Annotated in this window: 29 protein-coding genes; 13 read left to right on the top strand and 16 right to left on the bottom strand. The window is 59.0% G+C overall.

The window, feature by feature from the left end; genetic code table 11:
* Position 1 precedes the first annotated feature (1 nt).
* Entirely contained in the window at positions 2–1,900 is a 1,899-nt protein-coding gene (gene cysN, locus VSQ83_RS19385; RefSeq protein ID WP_133076354.1) for a sulfate adenylyltransferase subunit CysN, read from the top strand.
* 226 nt (positions 1,901–2,126) lie between these two features.
* Here the strand turns inward: cysN and VSQ83_RS19380 are convergent, their stop codons facing one another.
* Genes VSQ83_RS19380 through VSQ83_RS19370 form a run of 3 tightly spaced genes read right to left on the bottom strand, consistent with a single transcriptional unit; the run spans position 2,127 to position 5,530 of the window.
* Positions 2,127–3,032, bottom strand: coding sequence for an acyltransferase (locus VSQ83_RS19380; protein ID WP_133076353.1), 906 nt, complete (start codon positions 3,030–3,032; stop codon positions 2,127–2,129).
* Positions 3,033–5,132 (bottom strand): phosphate acetyltransferase, encoded by a 2,100-nt coding sequence (pta, locus tag VSQ83_RS19375; protein ID WP_326427344.1) that lies wholly within the window; start codon positions 5,130–5,132, stop codon positions 3,033–3,035. It lies immediately after the preceding gene.
* Between the two features lie 59 nt (positions 5,133–5,191).
* Positions 5,192–5,530, bottom strand: a complete 339-nt coding sequence (locus VSQ83_RS19370) for a DUF3565 domain-containing protein (protein WP_133076351.1) — start codon at positions 5,528–5,530, stop codon at positions 5,192–5,194.
* On the opposite strand from VSQ83_RS19370, the gene VSQ83_RS19365 reads away from it, so the two are divergent.
* Positions 5,499–5,984 (top strand): FKBP-type peptidyl-prolyl cis-trans isomerase, encoded by a 486-nt coding sequence (locus VSQ83_RS19365; protein ID WP_019824979.1) that lies wholly within the window; start codon positions 5,499–5,501, stop codon positions 5,982–5,984. The two genes, VSQ83_RS19370 and VSQ83_RS19365, sit on opposite strands and share 32 nt — an antisense overlap.
* A gap of 133 nt (positions 5,985–6,117) precedes the next feature.
* Positions 6,118–6,600, top strand: coding sequence for a glutathione peroxidase (locus VSQ83_RS19360; RefSeq protein ID WP_133076350.1), 483 nt, complete (start codon positions 6,118–6,120; stop codon positions 6,598–6,600).
* Here the strand turns inward: VSQ83_RS19360 and VSQ83_RS19355 are convergent.
* Both VSQ83_RS19355 and cysZ read right to left on the bottom strand, forming a co-directional pair.
* Positions 6,597–7,787 carry a glycosyltransferase family 4 protein gene (locus VSQ83_RS19355; protein WP_326427343.1) on the bottom strand — a complete coding sequence of 397 codons (1,191 nt, stop codon included), beginning with the start codon at positions 7,785–7,787 and terminating at the stop codon, positions 6,597–6,599. The genes VSQ83_RS19360 and VSQ83_RS19355 overlap by 4 nt on opposite strands.
* A gap of 64 nt (positions 7,788–7,851) precedes the next feature.
* A complete protein-coding gene (gene cysZ / locus VSQ83_RS19350; RefSeq protein ID WP_133076348.1) occupies positions 7,852–8,601 on the bottom strand; it encodes a sulfate transporter CysZ in 750 nt (249 codons plus the stop codon).
* A gap of 310 nt (positions 8,602–8,911) precedes the next feature.
* On the opposite strand from cysZ, the gene trxB reads away from it, so the two are divergent.
* Positions 8,912–9,874 (top strand): thioredoxin-disulfide reductase, encoded by a 963-nt coding sequence (trxB, locus tag VSQ83_RS19345; protein WP_133076347.1) that lies wholly within the window; start codon positions 8,912–8,914, stop codon positions 9,872–9,874.
* A gap of 70 nt (positions 9,875–9,944) precedes the next feature.
* On the opposite strand, the gene VSQ83_RS19340 is transcribed toward trxB, so the two are convergent.
* The 6 genes from VSQ83_RS19340 to VSQ83_RS19315 form a co-directional block, all read right to left on the bottom strand.
* Positions 9,945–10,286, bottom strand: coding sequence for a HopJ type III effector protein (locus VSQ83_RS19340; RefSeq protein ID WP_219261674.1), 342 nt, complete (start codon positions 10,284–10,286; stop codon positions 9,945–9,947).
* Positions 10,283–10,576 carry a DUF1244 domain-containing protein gene (locus tag VSQ83_RS19335; RefSeq protein ID WP_133076345.1) on the bottom strand — a complete coding sequence of 98 codons (294 nt, stop codon included), beginning with the start codon at positions 10,574–10,576 and terminating at the stop codon, positions 10,283–10,285. The genes VSQ83_RS19340 and VSQ83_RS19335 overlap by 4 nt, the downstream gene beginning before the upstream one ends.
* A 14-nt stretch (positions 10,577–10,590) precedes the next feature.
* Positions 10,591–10,977, bottom strand: coding sequence for a dihydroneopterin triphosphate 2'-epimerase (folX, locus tag VSQ83_RS19330; RefSeq protein WP_133076344.1), 387 nt, complete (start codon positions 10,975–10,977; stop codon positions 10,591–10,593).
* Positions 10,977–11,537 carry a GTP cyclohydrolase I FolE gene (gene folE / locus VSQ83_RS19325; protein WP_133076343.1) on the bottom strand — a complete coding sequence of 187 codons (561 nt, stop codon included), beginning with the start codon at positions 11,535–11,537 and terminating at the stop codon, positions 10,977–10,979. Before folE ends, folX begins: the two co-directional genes overlap by 1 nt.
* Positions 11,538–11,561: 24 nt before the next feature.
* On the bottom strand, positions 11,562–12,272 hold the full coding sequence (gene folM, locus VSQ83_RS19320) for a dihydromonapterin reductase (protein ID WP_133076342.1): 711 nt from the start codon (positions 12,270–12,272) through the stop codon (positions 11,562–11,564).
* Positions 12,273–12,360: 88 nt separating this feature from the next.
* Positions 12,361–12,930 carry an antibiotic biosynthesis monooxygenase gene (locus VSQ83_RS19315; protein WP_326427342.1) on the bottom strand — a complete coding sequence of 190 codons (570 nt, stop codon included), beginning with the start codon at positions 12,928–12,930 and terminating at the stop codon, positions 12,361–12,363.
* A gap of 261 nt (positions 12,931–13,191) precedes the next feature.
* On the opposite strand from VSQ83_RS19315, the gene VSQ83_RS19310 reads away from it, so the two are divergent.
* On the top strand, positions 13,192–14,124 hold the full coding sequence (locus tag VSQ83_RS19310) for a MerR family transcriptional regulator (protein WP_133076340.1): 933 nt from the start codon (positions 13,192–13,194) through the stop codon (positions 14,122–14,124).
* Between the two features lie 6 nt (positions 14,125–14,130).
* On the opposite strand, the gene VSQ83_RS19305 is transcribed toward VSQ83_RS19310, so the two are convergent.
* Both VSQ83_RS19305 and VSQ83_RS19300 read right to left on the bottom strand, forming a co-directional pair.
* Positions 14,131–14,736 (bottom strand): hypothetical protein, encoded by a 606-nt coding sequence (locus VSQ83_RS19305; RefSeq protein ID WP_133076339.1) that lies wholly within the window; start codon positions 14,734–14,736, stop codon positions 14,131–14,133.
* A gap of 58 nt (positions 14,737–14,794) precedes the next feature.
* Positions 14,795–15,262 carry a PAS domain-containing protein gene (locus VSQ83_RS19300; RefSeq protein WP_133076338.1) on the bottom strand — a complete coding sequence of 156 codons (468 nt, stop codon included), beginning with the start codon at positions 15,260–15,262 and terminating at the stop codon, positions 14,795–14,797.
* A 110-nt stretch (positions 15,263–15,372) separates the two neighbouring features.
* Between VSQ83_RS19300 and VSQ83_RS19295 the strand changes: the two genes are divergently transcribed.
* Positions 15,373–15,828, top strand: coding sequence for a flavodoxin (locus tag VSQ83_RS19295; protein ID WP_133076337.1), 456 nt, complete (start codon positions 15,373–15,375; stop codon positions 15,826–15,828).
* Here VSQ83_RS19295 and VSQ83_RS19290 read toward each other — a convergent pair.
* On the bottom strand, positions 15,809–16,705 hold the full coding sequence (locus tag VSQ83_RS19290; protein WP_133076336.1) for a LysR family transcriptional regulator: 897 nt from the start codon (positions 16,703–16,705) through the stop codon (positions 15,809–15,811). The two genes, VSQ83_RS19295 and VSQ83_RS19290, sit on opposite strands and share 20 nt — an antisense overlap.
* A gap of 99 nt (positions 16,706–16,804) precedes the next feature.
* Between VSQ83_RS19290 and VSQ83_RS19285 the strand changes: the two genes are divergently transcribed.
* The 3 genes from VSQ83_RS19285 to VSQ83_RS19275 all read left to right on the top strand — a co-directional run bounded on the left by VSQ83_RS19285 (position 16,805) and on the right by VSQ83_RS19275 (position 18,652).
* Complete coding sequence (locus tag VSQ83_RS19285; RefSeq protein WP_326427341.1) at positions 16,805–17,191, top strand: CidA/LrgA family protein; 387 nt, start codon at positions 16,805–16,807, stop codon at positions 17,189–17,191.
* The gene (locus VSQ83_RS19280) at positions 17,181–17,867 is read left to right on the top strand and encodes an LrgB family protein (RefSeq protein ID WP_133076334.1); all 687 of its coding nucleotides are present in this window, start codon (positions 17,181–17,183) and stop codon (positions 17,865–17,867) included. The genes VSQ83_RS19285 and VSQ83_RS19280 overlap by 11 nt, the downstream gene beginning before the upstream one ends.
* Before the next feature lie 410 nt (positions 17,868–18,277).
* Complete coding sequence (locus tag VSQ83_RS19275) at positions 18,278–18,652, top strand: hypothetical protein (RefSeq protein ID WP_326397380.1); 375 nt, start codon at positions 18,278–18,280, stop codon at positions 18,650–18,652.
* Positions 18,653–18,664: 12 nt separating this feature from the next.
* Here the strand turns inward: VSQ83_RS19275 and VSQ83_RS19270 are convergent, their stop codons facing one another.
* A complete protein-coding gene (locus VSQ83_RS19270) occupies positions 18,665–19,459 on the bottom strand; it encodes an IclR family transcriptional regulator (RefSeq protein WP_133076332.1) in 795 nt (264 codons plus the stop codon).
* A 164-nt stretch (positions 19,460–19,623) separates the two neighbouring features.
* Between VSQ83_RS19270 and hmgA the strand changes: the two genes are divergently transcribed.
* The 4 genes from hmgA to VSQ83_RS19250 all read left to right on the top strand — a co-directional run bounded on the left by hmgA (position 19,624) and on the right by VSQ83_RS19250 (position 24,132).
* Entirely contained in the window at positions 19,624–20,928 is a 1,305-nt protein-coding gene (hmgA, locus tag VSQ83_RS19265; RefSeq protein WP_133076331.1) for a homogentisate 1,2-dioxygenase, read from the top strand.
* A gap of 3 nt (positions 20,929–20,931) precedes the next feature.
* Positions 20,932–22,236, top strand: a complete 1,305-nt coding sequence (gene fahA / locus VSQ83_RS19260) for a fumarylacetoacetase (protein ID WP_133076330.1) — start codon at positions 20,932–20,934, stop codon at positions 22,234–22,236.
* Positions 22,237–22,248: 12 nt separating this feature from the next.
* A complete protein-coding gene (gene maiA, locus VSQ83_RS19255; RefSeq protein ID WP_133076329.1) occupies positions 22,249–22,887 on the top strand; it encodes a maleylacetoacetate isomerase in 639 nt (212 codons plus the stop codon).
* 219 nt (positions 22,888–23,106) lie between these two features.
* On the top strand, positions 23,107–24,132 hold the full coding sequence (locus VSQ83_RS19250) for a Leu/Phe/Val dehydrogenase (protein ID WP_133076466.1): 1,026 nt from the start codon (positions 23,107–23,109) through the stop codon (positions 24,130–24,132).
* Here VSQ83_RS19250 and VSQ83_RS19245 read toward each other — a convergent pair.
* The gene (locus VSQ83_RS19245) at positions 24,108–24,500 is read right to left on the bottom strand and encodes a MerR family transcriptional regulator (RefSeq protein WP_133076328.1); all 393 of its coding nucleotides are present in this window, start codon (positions 24,498–24,500) and stop codon (positions 24,108–24,110) included. The genes VSQ83_RS19250 and VSQ83_RS19245 overlap by 25 nt on opposite strands.
* Positions 24,501–24,517 lie beyond the last annotated feature (17 nt).

Here is a 24,517-nt window from a genome sequence, read left to right as displayed (position 1 = left end):
CATGTCGCATGTATCTGATTTGATCAGCGAGGACATCCTCGCCTACCTGGGCCAGCACGAGCGCAAAGAGATGTTGCGCTTCCTGACCTGCGGCAACGTCGACGACGGCAAGAGCACCCTGATCGGGCGCCTGCTGCACGACTCCAAGATGATCTACGAAGACCATCTGGAAGCCATTACCCGCGACTCGAAAAAAAGTGGCACCACGGGCGACGATATCGACCTGGCACTGCTGGTTGACGGTTTGCAAGCCGAGCGCGAGCAGGGCATCACCATTGACGTGGCGTATCGCTATTTCTCTACCGCCAAGCGCAAATTCATCATTGCCGACACCCCAGGCCATGAGCAGTACACCCGCAACATGGCCACCGGTGCGTCCACCTGTGACCTGGCGATCATTCTGGTCGATGCCCGTTACGGCGTGCAGACCCAGACCCGTCGCCACAGCTTCATTGCCTCGTTGCTGGGCATCAAGCATATCGTCGTGGCCATCAACAAGATGGACCTCAAGGGTTTTGATGAAGGTGTGTTCGAGTCGATCAAGGCCGACTACCTGAAGTTTGCCGAGGGCTTGAAGCTCAAGCCGACCAGCCTGCACTTTGTGCCGATGTCTGCCCTTAAAGGCGACAACGTGGTGAACAAGTCCGAGCGCTCGCCGTGGTACACCGGCCAGTCGCTGATGGAAATCCTTGAAACCGTGGAAGTGGCGGCCGACCGCAACCTCACCGACCTGCGCTTCCCGGTGCAGTACGTGAACCGTCCGAACCTCAACTTCCGTGGTTTTGCCGGCACCCTGGCCAGCGGCATCGTGCACAAGGGCGATGAAATCGTCGTGTTGCCGTCGGGCAAGAGCAGCCGCGTCAAATCCATCGTCACTTTTGAAGGTGAACTGGAGCACGCAGGCCCCGGTCAGGCAGTTACCCTGACCATGGAAGACGAGATCGACATCTCCCGTGGCGACTTGTTGGTGCATGCCGACAACGTGCCGCTGGTGACTGACAACTTCGAAGCCATGCTGGTGTGGATGGCTGAAGAGCCGATGTTGCCGGGCAAGAAGTACGACATCAAGCGCGCTACCAGCTACGTACCGGGTTCGGTTGCCAGCATCGTCAACAAAGTCGATGTGAACACCCTGGAAGAAGGTCCGGCCAGTGCTTTGCAGCTGAACGAAATCGGCAAGGTCAAAATCAGCCTCGACGCGCCGATTGCGCTGGATGGTTATGACAGCAACCGCACGACCGGCTCGTTCATCATCATCGACCGCCTGACCAACGGCACCGTGGGTGCAGGCATGATCGTTGCCCAGCCGTTGAGTCATGGCAGCGCAACCCATCACGGCAAACTGGCCCATGTGGCTGTTGAAGAGCGTGCCCAGCGTTTTGGCCAGCAACCGGCCACCGTGTTGTTCAGCGGGCTGTCGGGTGCCGGCAAAAGCACCTTGGCCTATGCGGTTGAACGCAAGTTGTTCGATATGGGACGTGCGGTATTCGTGCTGGATGGCCAGAACCTGCGCCATGACCTGAACAAGGGTCTGCCACAGGACCGTGCCGGACGTACTGAAAACTGGCGCCGTGCTGCTCACGTGGCGCGCCAGTTCAACGAAGCCGGTCTGCTGACACTGGCCGCCTTCGTGGCCCCGGACGCTGAAGGCCGTGAACAGGCCAAGGCGCTGATTGGCAGCGACCGTCTGGTGACCGTTTATGTTCAGGCATCCCCGGCCGTGTGCGCCGAGCGTGACCCGCAAGGGCTGTATGCAGCGGGTGGTGACAACATCCCGGGTGAATCCTTCCCGTACGACGTGCCGTTGAATGCCGACCTTGTGGTCGACACGCAATCGCTGTCCCTGGAAGAGAGCGTCAAACTGGTGCTCGACCTGTTGCGCCAACGCGGCGCGATTTAAGCCGCACTAAAAAGCCCGCCACCGAGAGATCGGTGGCGGGCTTTTTATTGGGTGCGGTTATCCACTACCTGTAGCCGCTGACGAGGTACGAAGGCTGCGATCGGCGGCGAAGCCGTCGTAAATAAGCCACCCCGGTGTTTCAGATCCATTCGGGACTGAGGTTGTACGGGCTCTTCGATCCCTATCGCAGCCTTCGGACCTCGGCAGCGACTACAGGGTTGAATCGTCAGGTGTTGGGAAACTCGCGATGCAACTCCTCCAGCAGCCGGTCCTTGTCTTCCCACAACTGGTTGATCCAGCCTTGGAATGCCAGCCGGTACTCGGGGTCCTGATCGTAGTTTTTACCCAGAAACTCAGCCGGGATATTCAGCTCTTCAAACACCACGACCACGTCTTTCACATTGCCGCACAGCAAGTCCCAATACCCTGGACGCCCGCCCGGATAGTGGATGGTCACGTTGATGATGGACTGCAGCTGTTCGCCCATTGCATCCAGCACAAAGGCGATGCCTCCGGCCTTGGGCTTGAGCAGGTAGCGGAACGGCGAGTTCTGCTGCGCGTGCTTGGCTTCTGTAAAGCGCGTGCCCTCGACGAAGTTGAAGATCCCCACGGACTGGTTTTTGAACTTGGCGCAGGTTTTACGTGTGGTCGCCAGATCCGCGCCTTTTTTCTCCGGGTGCTTGGCCAGGTAGGCCTTGGAGTAGCGTTTCATGAACGGAAAGCCCAGCGCCCACCATGCCAGGCCAATGACCGGCACCCAGATCAGCTCCTGCTTGAGGAAGAATTTGAGCGGGCGGATGCGTTTGTTGAGCACGTATTGCAGCACCATGATGTCGACCCAGCTCTGGTGGTTGCTGGTCACCAGATACGAGTGCTCATAGTCCAGCCCCTCAAGGCCCTTGATATGCCAGCGGGTCTTGCGCAGCAAGTCCATCCAGCGATTGTTGTTGGCGATCCAGGCTTCGTGGATACGGCGCATCAATTCATCGGTCACCCGTTGAGCTGCCGCAAAGGGCAGACACAGCTTGAAAATCGCGACGATGAACAGCGGCGTGCAACACACGATGGTGTTGATCGCCAGCAGCAGCGAAGCAATGACGCCGCGTAGCGGTGCAGGCAAGAAGTCCAACATTTAAATATCCATAGGTCGGTTGGCGGCTTGAATGGCCGTGAGGGCGATGGTGTAGACGATATCGTCCACTTGAGCGCCGCGTGGCAGATCGTTCACCGGCTTGCGCAGGCCTTGCAGCATTGGCCCGAGGCTGACGCAATCGGCGCTGCGTTGCACGGCTTTGTGAGTCGTATTGCCGGTGTTCAGGTCCGGGAACACAAAAACGGTGGCTCGGCCTGCCACCTGGCTGTTGGGGGCCAGTTGCCTGGCAACTACCTCGTTGGCGGCGGCATCGTATTGCAGCGGGCCGTCGATCAGCAGTGAGTGCTGGGCTTCGTGGGCCAGCAAGGTGGCTTCGCGGACTTTTTCGACCTCTTCACCGCTGGCCGATTCGCCGCTGGAATAGCTGATCATGGCCACCCGCGGGGTGATGCCGAACGCCGCAGCAGAGTCGGCGCTTTGCAGGGCGATTTCCGCCAGTTCAGAGGCGCTCGGGTGCGGGTTCATCACGCAGTCGCCGTACACCAGCACCTGCTCGGGGAACAGCATGAAGAACACCGACGATACCAGCGTGCAGCCCGGTGCCGTCTTGATCAACTGCAGGGCAGGCCGAATGGTGTTGGCGGTGGAGTGGATAACCCCTGAAACCAGCCCGTCGACCTCGTCCAGTGCCAGCATCATGGTGCCAATCACCACCGGGTCTTCCAGCTGCTGCTCGGCCATCGGCGCGTTGATGCTCTTGGTCTTGCGCAGGGCCACCATCGGTTCGACGTACCGGGCGCGAATCAGGTCCGGGTCGAGAATTTCCAGACCCTCGGGCAGTTCGAAACCGTGGGCCTTGGCGACCGCGTGGACTTCTTCGGGCTTGGCCAGCAATACGCAGCGGGCGATGCCGCGAGCCTGACAAATAGCTGCCGCCTGTACGGTCAGGGGCTCGCTGCCTTCGGGCAAAACGATGCGCTTGTTGGCCTGCTGGGCGCGCTGGATCAGTTGATAGCGGAAGACGGCAGGGGTCAGGCGCATTTCCCGTGGCGTGCCGCAGCGTTGATGCAGCCAGTGGGCGTCCAGATGGCTGGCAACAAAGTCGGTGATGATTTCCGCACGTTCGCGGTCATCGATCGGGATTTCCTTGTTCAGGCCATTGAGGCGGTTGGCGGTGTCGTAGGACCCCGTGCTCACCGACAGCACTGGCAGCCCGGCCTGCAACGCACCCCGGCAAAGCTCCATCAGGCGCGGATCGGGCTGGGTGTCGCTGGTCAGCAGCAGGCCCGCCAGCGGAACGCCATTCATCGCGGCCAGGCTGACGGCCAGGATGATGTCGTCGCGATCGCCGGGGGTGACGACCAGCACGCCCGGTTTGAGCAGTTGCAGGGTGTTGAGTACCGTGCGGGCGCACAGGATGATTTTCGACATGCGCCGGGTTTCATAGTCCCCGGCATTGAGCACCTGGGCGCCGAGCAGTTCGGCTACATCGCGGGTGCGCGGGGCGTTGAGTTCGGGTTGATACGGAATGCAGCCCAGCAGCTTGAAATCACCACTGCGCAGCAATGGGGAATGCTCTTTGAGGCGTGCCGAGAAGGCTTCCATGCTTTCGTCAGTGCGTACCTTGTTGAGGATCACACCGAGTACTTTTGGGTCCTTGGGCCCGCCAAACAGCTGCGCCTGTAACTCCACCCGTCCGGAAAGTTCGGTCAGCACTTCGTTTTCAGGGGCCGAGACCAGAATCACTTCGGCATCCAGGCTCTTGGCCAGGTGCAAGTTGACCCGAGCCGCGTAGCTGGCGGTACGGGTGGGCACCATGCCTTCTACGATCAGTACGTCCTTGCCGATGGCAGCCTGTTGATAGAGGTTGATGATCTCTTCGAGCAGCTCATCCAACTGGCCGTCACCGAGCATGCGTTCGACATGGGCCAGACCCAGTGGTGTCGGCGGCTTGAGGCCGTGGGTGCGGGCGATCAGCTCGGTGGAACGTTCAGGGCCGAAGTCACCCGGATGCGGCTGGGCAATGGGCTTGAAAAACCCGACTTTCAACCCGGCGCGCTCCAGGGTGCGAACCAGGCCCAGGCTAATAGAGGTCAGACCCACACCAAAGTCGGTGGGAGCGATAAAGAAAGTTTGCATGCGAGCTTCCTGACGTGGCAGTGCAAGGGCAACACCCTTTAACCGGGCTTGTGCCTGAATCAATTGCCAAGATTAGCGCTATCCGCGTCTTGAGCACACCAGCCACAGTCAAAGGGCTGGCCTATTTTTGCCTGGCGCTGCTCAGGGTCAAGCACCCAGGGTCTTGATTGCCAGGGCGGTTGGTGACGCTGGTGCTGGGTGTGGCCACAGGAGAGCACGACAACCCAGTGCTGCTCTTCATCCTGACGCCAGCCAATGATCGTTGAAGTTTTCAAAATTATCCGTTGGTCTTTGTTGTGTTCGCTTTCGGGCGATTGCTTGGTTAAACTTGCGAACTCATTATTTTTTTGCAAAAGGTCTCGCCCCATGACGATCGCCGCCAATAAGGCTGTCTCCATCGACTATACCCTGACCAATGACGCTGGTGAGGTCATCGACAGCTCTGCCGGCGGCGCGCCGCTGGTCTACCTGCAAGGTGCAGGTAACATCATTCCGGGTCTGGAAAAGGCTCTGATCGGTAAGGCTGTTGGTGACGAGCTGGACGTTAGCGTTGAACCTGAAGACGCTTACGGCGAATACTCCGCCGAGCTGGTAAGCACCTTGAGCGCCAGCATGTTCGAAGGCGTTGACCAACTGGAAGTTGGCATGCAGTTCCACGCTTCGGCGCCGGACGGCCAAATGCAGATCGTGACCATCCGTGATCTGGACGGCGACGATGTGACCGTTGATGGCAACCACCCACTGGCTGGTCAGCGTCTGAACTTCAAGGTCAAGGTTGTTGCAATTCGTGATGCAAGCGAAGAAGAAATCGCTCACGGCCACGTCCACGGTGAAGGCGGTCATCAGCACTGATAAGTGCTGCTACGCTCACTTGTGAACTAGCCAGGAAGGCGCCTACGGGCGCCTTTTTTGATCCTGGGAGATTACGGTAATCGGTACGTCGGACGATTGCTTGAACGTGGATACGGGAATTTTGGAGTCCGTCATGAGTGCTTTTCACGAACTTACCTTAGACGCGCTGGATGGCAAGCCGCTACCACTGGACACCTTTAAAGGCAAAGTGGTGCTGGTAGTGAACGTGGCCTCCAAGTGCGGTTTGACCCCTCAGTACGCAGCGCTGGAAAACCTGTATCAGCAATTCAAGGGCCAGGGTTTCAGCGTTTTGGGCGTGCCATGCAATCAGTTCGCCGGGCAAGAGCCGGGTACCGAGGAGCAAATTCAGGCGTTTTGCAGCCTCAACTACGGTGTCAGTTTTCCTCTGAGCAGCAAGCTTGAGGTCAACGGGCCTGACCGTCATCAGCTCTATCGTTTGCTGGCAGGCGAGGGGGCCGAGTTTGAGGGGGAAATCACCTGGAACTTCGAGAAGTTCCTGGTCGGCAAAGATGGGCGGGTGTTGGCGCGATTCTCACCGCGCACCGCGCCAGACGATGCGACGGTGATTCAGTCGATTGAAAAATCCCTGGCTTAAGGTTTTTTTACCGCGACGTGAATAGGCTCCGGGGCTTCGCACATGGAGCCCTGTCGAGCTCGCAACAACTGGCTTTCGAACTGCTCGACACTGCCTGGCCAGCTTTGGCGGCTGGCATGACGTCGGGCATTGAGGCGCAGGGTACGTAAGGTCTCTGGGTCTTCAAGGAGCCAGCAGGCGGCTTCGATCCAGGCGTATTCGTCCCCCGGCATGGCCAGTACGCCATTGTATCCATGGCGGATATGCAGGCCAGCAGCGGCCTCGTCATAGGCCACTACGCCCAAGCCAGAGGCCTGGGCTTCAAGCACCACATTGCCAAATGTCTCGCTCAGGCTCGGAAACAGAAACACATCCCCGCAGGCGTAGTGACAAGCCAGGGTATGTCCTGACTGTTGCCCGCAAAAAATCGCTTCGGGCAATGAGGCTTCCAGGGCCGCACGTTTTGATCCGTCACCCACCACGATCAACTTGAACCGGCGCGCCGGATAGCGGGCTTGCAGCGCATCAAGACAGCGCTTGAGTGCATCCAGGTTTTTTTCCGGTGCCAGGCGCCCCACATGTAACAGCGCAATGTCGTTTTCCCTGAGTCCCCAGCTCTGGCGCAAGGCGTCCTGGCGTTTTGCCGGGCTGAACAACTGGCTGTCAACGCCGCGAGGGAGCAGATCCAGGCGTTCAAAATGCCTGCGCGCAAGCTCCACGCGCTGGCTGGTGCTGGGGACCAGGGTCAGTGCAGAGCGGTTATGGAACCAGCGCAAGTAGTGCGTCAGTGCACGGGTGAACAGGGTCAGGCCGTGTTGACGCAAATACTGCTGGAAGTTGGTGTGAAACCCCGTGACCGCTGTAATGCCCAGGCGACGTGCAACCCGCAATGCACACAGGCCCAACGGTCCCTCTGTGGCGATGTAGACCACATCCGGAGGTTGTTGGCGCCAGCGTTTGGTCAGGCGATGGGTGGATGTCAGGCCCCACTGCAGGCCGGGGTAGCCGGGTAGCGGCAAGCCCCGGCACAGCATCAGTTCGTCGTTGCTGCGCTGGCCGCCATCGTCGGCCTGGCGCGGGCGCACCAGTTCCACGCGATGATTGCGCGCACGCAAGCCATCACACAGCTGGCCAAGGGTATTGGCGACACCATTGATTTCAGGCGCGAAGGTTTCGGTGATCAGGACGATGTGCAGGGCTGTGGTCATGACCCCAGTGTGTTCTGGGGTCATGACGCCCGTGTGTCACGGTGATGATGGATTTATGAAGTCGTTAGCGAGATGCCAGCGCTTCATCGCCCCGCTCGCGCACCCAGAACAGGGTGGCGCCAGCGACAGCAGCGGGCATCATCAGCACATTGACCACCGGGATCAGCAGCACCAGATAGACGATGCCGCCGAAGCTCATGCTCTGCCAGCGCTTCTCGCGCAACCAGGCGAGCATCTCGTTCCAGCCCAGCTTGTGGTTATCAGCGGGGTAGTCGATGTACTGAATGGCCATCATCCAGACCCCGAACAGCAGCCACAACGGGGCCGCAATCAGGTTGAGCACCGGTATGAACGACAGGATCAGCAGCGCAACGGCCCGTGGCAGAAAGTAGCCCAGCTTGCGCATTTCCCGGGCCAGGGTGCGGGGCACCATCGCAGCCAGTTCGCCCCAGCTGAAGGGCGGTGAGTTATCGACCCCGCGTACGACGGCCTCGACTTTTTCCGAGAGAAAACCGTTGAACGGCGCCGCAATGATGTTGGCCAGCATGGTGAACGTGAAAAACACCATCAACGCCACCAGCACGACAAACAACGGCCACAACAGGTAGTTGAGGAAGCTGAGCCAGCTTGGCAGTGACGGCATCAGGGTATCGACCCAGAGGCTGAACTGATGCCCGGCGAAATAAATCAACCCGACGAACAGCACCAGATTGATCAGCAACGGCAGCAGCACGAACAAGCGCAGGCCAGGGCTGAGAACCAACGTCAGGCCTTCACGCAGGTACTGCGGGCCAGAAAGAACGGGGGCGGGCATAGAGTGCTCCGAGCAGTGGAAAACCGGGCGACCTTAACGGCTTTATCTGTAGGACGAAAGCCTTGTTGCACTATCGACAATAACTGTAACAAAGCCGTCTAAAATCGAATTCGACTACATAGAGACCCGCTATGAGCTGGATTGTTAATGCGTATTTCCTTACTCTCTGCGGCCTCTATATGCTTCACCCATATTTTTCAGGACCTGCGTTTTTCAGGCTTGGCCTGGGCAGGTTTACGGTTTCTTTTTATTCCAGCCGGTAAACGGCGTTCCGACCCGGTTCCAATGCGGGCGGTCATAGGAGTGAGTCATGTCTGAAGTACGTCATTCGCGTGTGATTATTCTGGGTTCCGGCCCTGCCGGTTACAGCGCCGCGGTCTACGCGGCCCGCGCCAACCTCAAACCACTGCTGATCACGGGCATGCAGGCTGGCGGTCAATTGACCACCACGACTGAAGTCGACAACTGGCCAGGTGATGTTCACGGCCTGACCGGTCCGGCCCTGATGGACCGCATGCGTGAGCACGCCGAGCGCTTTGAGACTGAAATCATTTTCGACCACATCAATGAAGTGGATCTGAAAAACCGTCCGTTTACCTTGAAAGGTGACAGCGGCACGTTCACGTGTGATGCCCTGATCATTGCGACCGGCGCCAGCGCCCGTTACCTGGGCCTGCCGTCCGAAGAAGCGTTCATGGGCAAGGGCGTTTCCGCCTGTGCAACCTGTGACGGTTTCTTCTATCGCAACAAGCCGGTTGCCGTGGTCGGTGGTGGTAACACTGCCGTTGAAGAGGCGCTGTACCTGGCCAACATCGCCAGCAAAGTGACCCTGGTTCACCGTCGCGAAACCTTCCGCGCCGAGAAGATCCTGATCGACAAACTGCACGCCCGTGTCGCTGAAGGCAAGATCGAACTCAAGCTGAACGCGACCCTGGACGAAGTGTTGGGCGACAACATGGGTGTGACCGGCGCGCGCCTGAAAAACAACGATGGCAGCTTTGACGAGCTGAAAGTGGACGGCGTATTCATCGCCATCGGCCACACGCCGAACACCTCGTTGTTCGAAGGCCAGCTGGAGCTTAAAGACGGCTACATGGTTGTGCAGGGCGGCCGTGAAGGCAACGCTACGGCTACCAGCGTCGAAGGCGTGTTTGCTGCCGGCGACGTGGCTGACCACGTTTACCGTCAAGCCATCACCTCGGCTGGCGCCGGTTGCATGGCCGCGCTGGATACCGAGCGCTACCTGGACGGCCTGCAGAACGCTCAGTTCTGATAGCCCACCCCAATAAAAAAACCGGCTTCGGCCGGTTTTTTTGTGTCTGCCCTGTGGGGCAGAGGCTGGCTTACGCCTTGCGGGTCAGCGGCTGTGCGTCGAGTTTGACACCGGCCAGGCCGTGGGCAATCAGCGCACGGATATTGCTGTGGTCTGTGCCTTCAGGCGTGGCAAGCACCGAACGGTAATGCTCGCCAAACGCCAACAGCGCCTGCTGATCACTCAAACCTTCCAGCAGCGCCAGGCCCAGGGTCTTGCACGAACCTTCATTCTGCCCGGCAGCGTTTTCCACGCCGCCGTTATTGAAGGCCTGCGGCTGGTAATCGTAGTGCGCTGCGATAAATGCCAGGGTGTCGGCGAAGAGGTGTTCGCCGCTGTCGAGGCTGGCGCGCAGGGTGTTCACATCAGTCATTGCTTTTTTCCTTGGGCAAACGCCGCGGCTTGTTCGGCGCTGGCTTCTTTCTGGTATTGGGATTTCCAGTCGGCATACGGCATGCCGTACACCGCTTCACGGGCGTCATCGAGGCTGATGTCGATCTGGCGCTCGTCAGCAGCAGCCTTGTACCACTTGGACAGGCAGTTGCGGCAAAAACCCGAGAGGTTCATCAGGTCAATGTTTTGCACGTCCTTGCGGCTGTCCAGATGTGCGACAAGGCGGCGGAAGGCGGCCGCCTCCAGTTCAAGCTGTTCTTGAGGAGTCATGGGGTTCACCGGGGTTATGAAGTTGCAGCCTGGCGGCTCGCCGCCAGCGTAATCGAGACCGATTCGGCAAAGCGCAGCGCGTGCGGCTTGTCGACTTCGACTTCGGCATACAGTACCGCGCCATTGGCCATTACCAGGTCCAGCAACTCCTGGGTCAGGCGCTCAAGCAGGGCGAAGCGGTTCTCTTCGACGTGCTGGATCACGGCCTTGGTGATGGTGCGGTAATTGAGCGCGTGGTCGATGTCGTTATCGCGCACCGCCTCTTGCGCGGCATAGAGGATGGTGAGGTTGATCAACACATCCTGCTTGTTGAGGATTTCTTCCTCATTGATACCGATGTAGGTACGCAGGCACAGGTCCTTGACGCGAATACGGGCCATTCCTGGCTGAAGTTGTGGCATTACGACTTGCTCCGTCCAATCAGTTGCAAGAACTCCATGCGGGTGCTCGGCTCGCGAAACGCGCCAAGCATGACCGAGGTGTTCATGGTCGAATTCTGTTTTTCTACGCCGCGCATCATCATGCACATGTGCTGAGCTTCAATCACAACGGCTACGCCTGCGGCCTGGGTCACGCTTTCAATGGCGTCGGCGATTTCACGGGTGAGGTTTTCCTGAATTTGCAGGCGACGGGCAAACATGTCGACGATGCGGGCGATTTTCGACAACCCCAGTACTTTGCCCGTCGGGATGTAGGCCACATGGGCCTTGCCGATAAACGGCAGCAGGTGATGCTCGCACAGTGAGTACAGCTCGATATTGGCCACGATCACCATTTCGTCGCTGTCAGAGGCGAACAGGGCGCCGTTGACGATGGTCTCCAGGCTCTGCTCATAGCCATGACACAGGTACTGCATGGCTTTGGCTGCGCGCTTGGGGGTGTCGAGCAAACCTTCGCGGTCAGGGTCTTCACCGATATCGATGAGGATTTCGCGGTAATGCCCGGGCAGTGATGCGCTCATGAAAATACTTCCTCGCGGGGCGGCTTATTTTAGATGCCGGCCGCCATTGACGGTCAGGGTAGTGCCGGTCACATGGGGGTTGTCCAGCAGATAACGCAGGCTCTGGTAAATCACCTCGGCGCCGGGTTCTATGCCCAGCGCAGACTTGGCCAGCGCTTTGGTGCGGTACGCCGCATCGTCGTCAGGGTTGAACAACAGCATGGCCGGGGCGATGCCGTTGACTTTGATCTGTGGGGCCAGTTTAGCCGCGAATGACAGGGTCAGGCTGTCGAGCCCGGCCTTGGTGGCGCAATAGGCAATGTGCTTGCTGCTGCCCTTGCGGGTCACATCGTCGCTGATATGCACGATATCCGCCGGGGTCGAACGCTTGAGCAGCTCGCTGCAATGCAGGTTGATCAGGTAAGGCGCGAGCATGTGCACGCTGAACATGTGCGTAAAGGCGTCGGTTTCTGTCTGCGGGGTTTCTGCCAGCCAGGCCGAGGCGTTATGCACAATTGCCCGCAAGCAGTCGGTGTGCTCTTTAAGTCGCTGGATAAAATCCAGAATGCCAGCTTCGGTGGAGAAGTCGGCAAACAACGCAACAGCGCCCAGGTCACGCAGGGTTTGCACCCCGGGTTTTTCGCTGCGATAGGTAAAAACCACCGGGTAGCCGTCTGCCAGCAATTGCTGCGCGCAGTACAGGCCGATGCGCTGGCCGGCACCCGTGATCAGGATCGGAGCAGAAGAAGTGGGCATGACAGACTCGGAGCAGGTAAGCCGGAAACAGTCGCGGCGCAATGGCAAAACTATACCAGCGTCCGCGACGTAAAGCCCAAGCCCGAGCTTAGTTGCGCTGGGTTGCGATTGCGCTGCGCAGGGGTTTGCCTGGCGAGCTGTGCAGCCAGTTGGCCAGCAGGTGCGTGGACAGTGGAATAAACAGATAAACCATCAGCGGCGTCAGGGCCAGGGTGCTGACCAGGACCCGATGCAACAGGCTCAGCTCGCTCAATAAGGGCGCGCACACAAAATTGAACAGCAGCGATACGGGGAAGAACGCCAGCCAGATGGCAACGGCTTGTTTCCAGCGTGGTGGTCTTTGTCCGGCAACGCCAAACCAGCCGTCGATCCCGCTGACGCGGTGCTCCGACGGGTTGGCAAACAAATCGCTGCCGCGCAGCAACCAGGCCTTGCGCGATACCGAGTGCTCCCAGGCATGCAAGGTGGTTTCGTCGGCAAAGCGGAAGATGATTTGAAATTCGTCGTCGCCCGGTGGCGGGGCCAGTACGCCGGAACCCAGGTATCCGGAAAAGTCCGTGGCCAGTTGTTCGCCTTCATGCAACCAGGCAATCAACTCCTGGTAGCGACCTTTGGCGACACGGCGCGCAACCATCAACGTGACAGGGGAGGCAGACATTGTGTATCTCCATGAGGCTAATGCTGCCCGGGTAGGGCAGGCACAAAACACAGCGCCGGGGTGGTGGGCTGAGTGATGAAAAACAAGCAAGTATTGTTCCTGAATGCTCACGGCGCCGTTTGTGGGGCGGGCGTGCCCGCAATAGCATCACCGCCGCTTATCTGGCAGGCAGCTCGGCCTGCATCGCGAGCAAGCCCGCTCCCACAGCGTCTGGATTGAGGGGTAGAATCCTGTCATCCCTTTCTGACTGTTGCCCGCCCAATGTCCGTGATTACTGAAGTTGAGCCCATTACACAGGCTGATGATTGCCAAGGTCTCTACCCGATCAGGGATGTGGCCAGGCTCACCGGCATCAACCCGGTGACCCTGCGTGCGTGGGAGCGGCGTTATGGTTTGATCGAACCAAAACGCACCGAAAGTGGGCATCGGCTGTATTCAGTGAGCGATATTGAGTCAATTCGCCTGATCATGGGCTGGCTTGAGCGTGGGGTTGCTGTCAGCAAAGTCGCGCAATTGCTCGCAAACACGAAGCCCGCTGACAATCCGCAACCCGAGGCCAGCGAGTATGGCGAATGGCAAACCCGTATAAGCAGCGCGCTCGCGGCCTTCAATGAGTCGGAGCTGGAGCGACTCTACGGTCAGATTTACTCCAGCTACCCGGTCGAAGTGGTGTTTCAGGGGATCTTCCTGCCCCTGTGGCAACAGTTGTCAAAAGCTCGGGATGTGTTTGGCCGAACCAGCGAATGGCTGATGCTGGATGGATTCTTGCGCGGGCGGGTGCAGCATCGCCTGCAGTTGCAGGCGGCAGATGCCAGGCAGTGTGTGATGGTGGTGGCGATGCCCGAGCTGTGCCGCGAGCTGGAACTGTTGGTGACGGGCTTGCTGTTGACCCGTAATGATCGCGTAGTCCGGGTTTTGGCCATCGGCCAACCCTTGGAAGAGCTGTCACTGGTCTGCGAAAAACTGGAGCCTCAGGCTGTCGTACTGTTTGCCAGTCATGCCCTGGGGACGGCGCACCACCGCCGGCTGATGCGGCTGGCGCAGACCTTGAATTGCTCGATGTCATTGGCCGGGGCCGGTTCGAACGTGGCCCAGGAGGCGCTGGCGGGTTCATCCATTGCTTGCCTGGGCAGTGAGGCCCGGTTGATGAATCAGCGATTGGACGCTGATCTCAAGGCAACACTGGGCAGCTGATCGAGATCAGCCGTGCAGGCTTGGGTGCGTCAGGCGGTGTTGCTGCAAGATGTATTGGCGCAGGCGTTCAGTCTCGCCCTTGTTACGCTGACTGAGCTGGTAGGCGTAAAGGCCCAGTTCGGTTTTACGTTCAAGGGTGCCGCGCAGGGCAATTCGCTCATGGCCGCCTGGGCTGAACCACTGTGCAAACTGGCGGGGTGGCTCGCTGTCGTGACGCATTTCAACCAGCATCCCTTTGAACGAAAGTTCGGTGACCCACAGGTGTCCGGCTTTGCCCCTGATGTTTTCCAGGGGGACTGGTTCTGCTAGGGTGAGGCGCCAGGGGCGGGATTTGGGCCCGTCTTCGAAGATGCTTGGCGTTCCGAGTTGCAGATGCTGGGCATGGAACTCGTCTTCAACCAGGCGCAGTGGAAAGCTCATTTGCTGGTTGGCGAATTGCGCCAGGATGGTGACCTGTTCATGGGCCGCCAGGCGTGTCAGCAGATCACGGATTTGCGACATCCCGTTGACCGTCAGGCTGGACGACGCATCCCGCGTATTGAGCAGCGGGTTTTGGTGAATCGTTCGGATGAAATCCAGCTCGTCCTGAGTCAAAAGGGCATCGTGAGACATGGATGGGGCTCAAAAAAAGGTCAGAAAAATCGTCATTGCGATTATCAGACCGCTCTTTTTACGTTTTGTTTGATCCGCTCGTCGCCTTGAGTGCCTGCAACTCGGCCTGGACAGCAGCCAGCTGGGCTTCGAGCTGCGCGACACGCTGTTCGGCCTTGACGTGCTGGGTGACATCTTTCTGCACGCCAATAAAGTAGGTCAGCTGGTCGTTCTCGTTGAACACCGGCGTGATCGACAGCTCATTCCAGAAGTGCGTGCCGTCCTTGCGATAGTTGCGCAGCACCTGGCGAGTCGGTTGCCCGCTGGCAATGGCTTCGCGGATCAACTGCAGGCCACGCTGGTCGCGGTCGCCAGCCTGCAAAAAACGGCAGTCCTGATACAGGATGTCGTCGCGGCTGTAGCCGGTGAGGGCCTCAAACGCATCGTTAACATAAATCAGAATGTTGTCTTCGCCTTCTTGTTCGGCCACCACAATGCCGTCCTGGGACGCGTCTACCATGCGCTGCAACAAGCGGGCGTTGATCATCGTGCAATTCTCTTTAGTCGAACAGATTGCTGCATCTTAAGGCATAGGTACGAGAGCTGTGTCGCACCTGTTAATATCCCAGCCTTTTAGTCAGTTACAGGATCAGATTGATGAAAGTCGCCATCCTTTGCGGCTCGGTGTACGGCACTGCTGAAGAAGTCGCCCGTAATGCCAAGCAACTGCTCACTGATGCCGGTTTTGAGGTGTTTCTCAATTCCCGCGCCACCCTTGCCGATCTCCAGGCGTTCGGCCCTGAGGCTTTGTTGGCCGTGACCTCGACCACGGGCATGGGCGAGCTGCCCGACAATCTTGTGGCGTTGTACAGCGCCATTCGTGACCAACTGCCAGCCGCCTGGCGCGGTTTGCCCGGTGCCGTGATCGCCTTGGGTGACGAGAGCTACGGCGATACGTTCTGTGGCGGTGGCGAGCAACTGCGCGAACTGTTTGCCGAGCTTGGCGTGGGCGAAGTACTGCCGATGCTGCGCCTGGACTCCAGTGTCACGGTGACGCCAGAGGAAGACTCCGAGCCCTGGATTGCAGACTTGATCAAAGCACTGAGCCAATAACCGGGCGTTCACGCAGCAGCTCAAGCCAGGCTTGGGCTGCCCGTGACAAATACGCGCCTTCGCGCCAGATGAACGCTATATCCCAGCGCAAATAGTCCGGTGCCAGCAGCTTTACCCGCACCACGCCGGGGCGCACCAGCCCGCGGGCAACCACGCTGGGCAGCAACACCACGCCCTGGCCTGCGGCCACCAGTGCCACCAAAAAATCCGCCTGCCCACTGCGTCCGCCTTCAATGGGGGTAAAGCCCGCTTGTTGGCAGGCCTTGAGCACGCGATCGTTGAGCACAAAACTGCGCTGATAGAGCAAAAAAGGAGTATCGGCCAATTGTTCAAGGCGCACGCTGGGGCCTTCTGCCAGCGGGTGATCTACCGGGATCAAAACGTCCAGAGGCTCGTCACAAAAGGGCTGATAAGCAAATGCGGGATTCTTCGGCGTCAAGCTACCGCCCAGTTCCAGCTCGCCGCTCAAAACCGCCTTTTCAATATTCAAGCTGCCTTCTTCCAACAATTGCACCTGAATATTCGGATAACGTCGCCGGTATTCGGCAAATAACCCGGCAAACAGCGTATTGCTGCCCAGCAATGGCAGGCCTACTCGCAGCTCGCCCCGGGTCAGATGGCTCAAATCGTCCAGCTCGCTCAGCAACTCGTTGTGCAAACGCAGCATGTCCTCGGCTCGCTGTAGCACCACCGTCCCCGCAGCCGTCAGCCTGACCTGTGAGCCCAGGCGATCGAACAGGGGCGTGCCAAGGCTGTGCTCGAGCTGTGCCACCTGCTTGCTGACCGCCGACTGGCTGATATGCAGGCCGCTGGCGGCCTGGGTGAAGCCGCCCAGGCGTGCGACTTCAATAAAGGTGCGCAGGTGTTTGAATTCCATCGTCGTGATTCCGTTTTGGAATGGCTATAAGTCTGACAATTCGTTTTCGGGATGGTAGCAGGCTCTTTAGACTGATGGCCTGTCAGGAATGGAAAGATCATGAAACGCTTCGATGTAAAACGCTTGGGTCGGCTGATCAGTGAGCTGGCGGTGTTGTTGGCGCTCTACTTCTTGGGCTGCCAGCTCGCGGCCTGGTGGCACCTGCCAATACCGGGAGGTGTTGTGGGCATGGCGTTGTTGCTGCTGGCGTTTGCCCTGGGCTGGGTCAAGCCTGCGACCCTGCAACTGGGGGCCGGCGTGTTGATGACTGAAATGCTGTTGTTTTTTATTCCCGCGCTGATGAGCCTGCTCGACTACGGCGTGATCATGCGTGATGACGGCTGGCGCATCCTGCTGGTGATTGGCGTCAGCACCCTGCTGGTAATGGTTGTGACGGCGTTTACCGTTGAGGCGGTATGCCGTTGGAGAGTGCGCCATGAAGTTTGAACTGATGCCCATGTTCTGGCTGTTGTTCACTCTGGCCACCTACGGTTTTAGCCGCTGGTTGTATCAGCGCACCGGCCGCTATCTGCTGTCACCGCTGATTCTGGTACCTGCCTTGCTGCTTGCCGTGGCCGTCCCGTTACACACCGCCTATGCCGAGTACTCCAGCAACACCCATTGGCTGATGCTGGTGTTGGGGCCTGTGACGGTCGCCTTCGCTGTGCCTATCTGGCAGCAGCGCAGGTTGCTGGCCCGGCATTGGGTGGCTTTGCTGCTGGGCATGCTGGCAGGCAGCGCAGCGTCCATCGGCAGTTCATTCTGGCTGGCCAGGGCGCTGTCACTCGACACTGAGCTCACCATGTCATTGGTGCCGCGCTCCATCACCACCCCGTTTGCCATGCCGCTGGCCCAGGGTTTGGGTGGCGTACCGGAGCTGACGGCTGTGTTTGTGATGTTTACCGGAGTATTTGGCGCATTGCTGGGCGGCATCCTGCTCAAGTGGTTGCCGCTGCGCAGCAGTCTGGCAAGGGGTGCGCTGTTCGGTATCGGTGCCCATGGGGCGGGCGTGAGCCGAGCCCGGGAAGTGGGGAGCGAAGAAGGTTCGGTGGCAGGGCTGGTGATGGTGTTGACCGGCATTCTTAACCTGTTCGCCGCGCCGCTGCTGGCGATGGTGTTCTAGTTTGTACCGTTGCCACACAATCTGCGGGCATAAAAAAGGCCGCTGAAAACAGCGGCCAAGGAAGACGTTCATCAAGGAGCTACAAATCAACGTCAGGGTAAATCGGGTGCAGAGTCGATGCGACTCGATGCGTTGGACGTGTGTCCGTGCTGGAAAGTTCGACAAGAATAAGGACTTGCCCGCTGCGGAGTAAGGCCGCTTTACGACAATCTCTTTTACAGCTTCGACAACAGTGGTGGAGCAAAAAAGTGCGGTAGCTCAGAGGGTTATATGTCTGATGAGGGCGTGATAACTATGTACTTCATGCCCTGCATATTGGCCGTGTTGAATGCGCTTTTACATGATTTCTCCCGGCTGATCTGATGCAGCACGAGGCTGCACAGGCCGGGAGCAATGACAGGAGGTTCATCATGAGCGATATGGATAAGCGCGTGTTCGATGCTGCAAGCTTCACCCTCAAGCCGAGCCCGGACGTACTCGAGCGGGTACGCTCGTTTCTGAATGAGCAGTTGCTGCACCATGCAATAGATTGCGAAAGCATTTACATCAACACGGTCAACAACATCGTTGACCTGACATTGACCTACAGCCAGGACCTGCAGGGTCTTGGCATGGACACGCTGGAGTGGGGCACGGTCCAGTTGCACAACGACTGGGAAACAGGCGTGTTCTCTAAACCCTGGACGTTCCAGGACAGCCACCGAATGCATCAGTTTGCCATCGAGGACATCGAACAACTGATGAGAGACCTGCTCGATGAAGCCAAATACAAATGGATGGTTTGACACCGCTGATCGTCAGCCCGGCTGATAGCCCATTCGCCAACTGATGGCCTGGCTGGCAGCCAGCAAACGCTTGGCTGCCGGCCCGTTTTCATCGGCGTGGAACAGTGATGTGGGGCCAACCACGGTCAGTACGCCGGCAACCTTGCCGGTAGCATCGAATACCGGGGCCGACAGTGCATCAACACCGGGCATCAGCAAGCCATGCACAAAGTGCAAGCCACGCTGACGGATGTGCTCACAAAGCCGGGTATAGGCCTCGGGTTTTTCCAGCGGGTGAACCAGATCGGTTTTTAATTCCAGTTCGCGCAAATCGGCGGTTTCGCGGTCCGGCAAAAAGGCGTTGAACACCAGCCCCGTTGATGAACTCAGCAGCGGTAAAACCGAGCCTAGCTGAGTGACCACCGTGATTGCCCGCACCGCCGGTTCGATATGCACCACCGTGGCCCCCTGATTGCCCCACACGGCCAGAAAGCAGGTTTCGTTCAAGTCATCACGCAACTCGGCCAGGGGCAGGGCGGCGACCTTTAGCACATCCATGCTGTTGAGCGCGGCCAGGCCCACTCGTAACGCCTCACGCCCCAGGCCGTAATGGTTGGTGGCGATATTCTGCTCGGCAAACCCGCTGGCAATAAGCGCCTGTAGATAGCGATGTACCTTGCTGGCGGGCATCTGCACGTGTTCGGCCAGGCGCGACAGCGAGGTCGAGGGTGACAGCTCGGCCAGGGCCTTGAGGATGTCTGTGCCGACCTCGGCCGAACGCACTTTTTGTTTGCCGGCACTGTCATTGCTGCTACGGGGCTTTTCCATGGTGATGCTTATATCTCGGGACGAATGGGCGTCTTTATAGCTTGACGCTTAATACCAATCAAATTACGTTATGCGTAATTGAATTACGATAAAAATAACGCAGCGACGCGCAGGTTGTCTCACAGCAATGCGCAGTCCACTGTCTTCTCCACTCTGGAGGCTCCATGAACCTCGACGCGTCTTCGCCAGTCCTTGGCTATCAATCCGGGTTTGGCAATGAATTCAGCAGCGAAGCACTTCCCGGCGCCTTGCCGGTCGGTCAGAACTCTCCGCAAAAAGCCCCGTACGGCCTGTACGCCGAATTGTTGTCCGGCACTGCATTCACCATGGTCCGCAGCGAGTCGCGGCGGACCTGGATGTACCGCATCCAGCCGTCCGCCAATCATCCTGCGTTCGTTAAACTGGAGCGGCAATTGGTCGGCGGCCCACTGGGCCCGGTGACGCCTAATCGCTTGCGATGGAATCCGCTGCCGATCCCTGCCGAGGCCACTGACTTTATCGATGGCCTTGTGGGCATGGTGGCCAATAGCGGGGCGGAAAAGCCCTCGGGCATCAGCATTTACCATTACCGTGCCAATACCTCGATGCAGCGTGTGTTTTTCAATGCTGACGGCGAGTTGCTGCTGGTGCCTGAGCAGGGTCGCTTGCGTATCTGCACGGAGCTGGGGCGTCTGGACCTGGAGCCTTTGGAGATTGCGGTCATCCCCCGTGGACTAAAGTTTCGCGTTGAGTTACTCGACCCGCAGGCCCGTGGCTATGTCGCCGAAAACCATGGCGCGCCGTTGCGTCTCCCGGACCTGGGGCCGATTGGCAGCAATGGTCTGGCCAACCCCCGCGACTTCCTGGCGCCGGTCGCCCATTACGAAGACGGCCAGGGCAGCACGACGCTGGTGCAAAAGTTTCTCGGCGAACTGTGGGGCTGCGAGCTGGATCACTCGCCGCTGAACGTGGTCGCGTGGCATGGCAATAACGTGCCCTACAAATACGACTTGCGCCGCTTCAATACCATTGGCACGGTCAGCTTCGACCATCCCGATCCGTCCATTTTTACCGTTCTGACTTCGCCGACCAGCGTGCCTGGCCTGGCCAATCTGGACTTCGTGATTTTTCCGCCGCGCTGGATGGTGGCTGAAAACACCTTCAGGCCACCGTGGTTCCACCGCAACCTGATGAACGAATTCATGGGCCTGATCCAGGGCAGCTACGATGCCAAGGCCGAAGGCTTCTTGCCGGGAGGCGCCTCTCTGCACAGCTGCATGAGCGCCCACGGCCCGGACGGCGAAACCTGTACCAAAGCGATTGCGGCTGAGCTGCAACCGGGCAAGATCGACAACACCATGGCTTTCATGTTTGAGACCAGCCAGGTGTTGCGTCCCAGCCGGTTTGCGCTTGAGTGCCCGCAACTGCAATCGAACTACGACGCTTGCTGGGCCTCCTTGCCCGCAACCTTCACCCCGAATCGGAGATAACCCATGACCCAGTCCACCTTCCCCCGTAGCTGGATTGCCTCCGCCAACGGTCACAGCGACTTCCCGCTGCAAAACCTGCCGATGGGCATTTTCAGTATTGATGGATCTGCTGCGCGCAGCGGGGTTGCCATTGGCGATTCCATTTTTGACCTTGAAGCCGGACTGGCGGCGGGTCTGTTCGAAGACCAGGCGAAGGCTGCAGTAGAAGCCTCGTTGGGCGGGGCCTTGAATGCCTATTTTGAGTTGGGCCGCAGCGCCCGGGTTGCCCTGCGCGAGCGCCTGCTTGAACTGCTGGTTGAAGGCAGCACCCTGCGTGGGAAAATCGAAGCCCAAGGCGCAAAGCTGCTGCCGTTGGCGGCGGATTGCCAGCTGCATCTGCCTGCCAGAATCGGTGACTACACCGACTTTTATGTCGGTATCGAGCACGCAAAAAACGTCGGCAAACTGTTTCGTCCCGACAATCCGCTGCTGCCCAACTATAAGTATGTGCCGATTGGCTATCACGGCCGCGCCTCTACCATTCGTGCGTCGGGTGCCGACGTACGCCGTCCAAAAGGGCAAACCTTGCCAGCGGGTCAGACTGAACCGACCTTTGGTCCATGCGCGCGCCTGGACTATGAGCTGGAGCTGGGGATCTGGATTGGCCAGGGCAATGAGATGGGGGACGCGATCCCTGTCAGCGAAGCAGGCAAGCACATTGCCGGTTTTTGCTTGCTCAACGACTGGTCGGCCCGGGATATCCAGGCCTGGGAATACCAGCCGCTGGGCCCGTTTCTGTCCAAGAGCTTTATCACCAGCATCTCGCCGTGGGTGGTAACGGCTGAAGCGCTGGAGCCGTTCCGCCGTGCGCAACCGGCCCGTCCTGAAGGTGATCCGCAGCCGTTGCCGTATCTGCTTGATCCCAAGGACCAGGCCGGTGGCGCCCTGGATATTGAACTTGAAGTGCTGTTGTTGACCGAGTCGATGCGCCAGCAAAATCTGCCCGCCCATCGCCTGGGGTTGAGCAATAGCCTGAACATGTACTGGACCGCTGCGCAGCTGGTGGCTCACCACAGCGTCAATGGGTGCCAATTGCAGTCAGGCGACCTGTTCGGTTCGGGGACTTTGTCGGGCCCTGACCGCTCGCAGCTGGGCAGCCTGCTGGAAATCACCGAAGGCGGCAAACTCCCGATCGAGCTGGCTTCGGGAGAGGTGCGCAAATTTTTGGAGGACGGTGATGAAATCATCCTGCGTGCCCGCTGCACCCGTGAAGGTCATGCCTCCATTGGTTTCGGCGAGTGCCGGGGCAAGGTTGTCGCAGCGCGTTAAAAGGAGCGGGTCATGGAACTCTTTACCTATTACCGCTCCACGTCTTCTTACCGGGTGCGGATCGCGCTGGCGCTTAAGGGATTGGATTATCAGGCAGTGCCGGTCAACCTGATTGCGCCGCCTGGCGGTGAACACCGCCAGGCGGCATATCTGGCGATCAACCCGCAAGGCCGCGTGCCGGCCTTGCGCACCGATGAGGGCAGCGTCCTGACCCAGTCGCCGGCGATCATTGAATATCTTGAAGAGCGTTACCCGCAGGTAGCGCTGCTGTCCCCGGACCTTACCGTCCGCGCTCACGAGCGGGCGGTGGCGGCCCTGGTGGCCTGCGATATTCACCCGTTGCACAACGTCAGCGTGCTCAATCAACTGCGTCAATTGGGGCAGAGCGAAGAGCAAGTCGTGCAGTGGATCAGTCACTGGATCACCCAAGGGCTGGGAGCCATTGAGCAATTGATCGGTGACAGCGGATATTGCTTCGGGTCGCAGCCAGGGTTGGCGGATGTGTACCTGATCCCGCAGTTGTACGCCGCGCAGCGTTTTGGCGTGCCAATGGCGGCGTACCCGCGCATTGCCCGTGTGGCAGCGCTGGCTGAGCAACACCCGGCGTTTATCCAGGCGCATCCAGCCAATCAGCCCGATACACCTGCCTGAACTCACTGTGGGGGCGGGCTTGCTCGCGATCGAATCAACGCGGTCTTGCTGGATAACCTCGTTGTCAGTATCGCGAGCAAGCCCGCTCCCACAGAATCCAATCCCGCCGGGATATGTCCGAAACCCCGAAAACCGCACAGGCTTATTCCTGCGCACTTCAACGATTTTTCTGGCGCCGCCTATACTGGCGATTACCCATAATCGTTCGAGGGCCTGATGATGTTTGCTCTCATGCAAAGCGCTCAGATGGAGTCGCTGCACCTTAGTGTGGACCCCGTTACAGGCCTCAAGGCCGTGATTGCGATTCATAACACTCATTTGGGTCCAGCATTGGGTGGCTGCCGTTATCTTGCGTATCCCAACGACGAAAGTGCTGTGAACGATGCCATTCATCTGGCTCAAGACATGAGCTACAAGGCGGCTCTGGCCGGTCTTGCCGTTGGGGGTGGGCAGGCAGTCGTCATTCGTGCGGCCCATGTCGAAAGCCGTGCGCAGCTGTTTGAAGCGTTTGGCCGCTGCGTGGAGCAACTGGACGGGCGCTACATCACCGCCATCGACAGCGGCACCTCTACCGCCGATATGGATTGCATTGCCCAACATACCCGACACGTCACCAGTACCAGCGCTGCAGGCGATCCTTCGCCCCATACGGCAATGGGTGTGTTTGCCGGTATTCGCAGCACCGCCTCGTCGCGCTTGGGCAGCGACAATCTCGAAGGTTTGCGGGTAGCGGTACAAGGGTTGGGCAAGGTGGGGTATGCGCTGGCCGAGCAACTGCATGCTGCGGGAGCCGAGTTGCTGGTCTGCGATACCGATCCGGTTAAAGTGCGCCTGGCCATGGAGCAACTCGGAGCGCATCCCATCGCGTGCGAAGCCTTGCTCAGTACCCCGTGCGATATTCTGGCGCCGTGTGGTCTGGGTGGCGTGCTGAACTGGCATAGTGTGGCGCAACTGCGCTGCTCGGCTGTGGCCGGATGTGCGAATAACCAGCTGACCAACCTGCAAGTGGCAGATCAGCTCGAGCGGCGTGGCATTTTGTACGCACCCGATTACGTCATTAATTCTGGCGGCTTGATCTATATGGCGCTGACCCATGAAGGCGCAACGCCCGAGGCCATCAATGAGCAGTTATTGCGTATCAGCCGGCGATTGACCGGCATCTACGCCCATGCCCAGGCTGAAAAGCGCTCACCGGCACGGGTTTCGGATGAGCTGGCGCATCAATTGCTGTACCCCAAGGATTGAACGCAGGCCAAATCCAGCTCCAGGCCTCCCATGGCAAAGCGTGACTCAAACTCAACCAGCCCCGCATGCACCTGCTGCAATGCCTCGATCTGGCTTGCCACAGCGTGTTTTTTGCGGGCAATTGCGTTGCTGACCACTTCCCAAGGCAATGTCTGGCCACGGTGCTCATCGAGAATGGCCTGCATCTCCTTGAGTTTGAAACCCAATTGCTGCGCGCACTTGATAAACATCAACAGCTCAACGCTCTGCTCGCAGTAGACGCGATAAGCCCCCCGGCGTTGCGGTGGTGGCAACAGGCCGATGTCTTCGTAATGGCGAATGCTTTTGACGGTGGTGCCCGACAGCTGGGCGGCTTTGCCGATGTACATGAAAAGTCCTTTTTCAA

Source organism: Pseudomonas sp. DSV-1, assembly GCF_035830915.1.
GTDB lineage: Bacteria > Pseudomonadota > Gammaproteobacteria > Pseudomonadales > Pseudomonadaceae > Aquipseudomonas.
The sequence above is the reverse complement of the archived record's forward strand: the minus strand, read 5'-3'. Positions and strand labels throughout refer to the sequence as shown.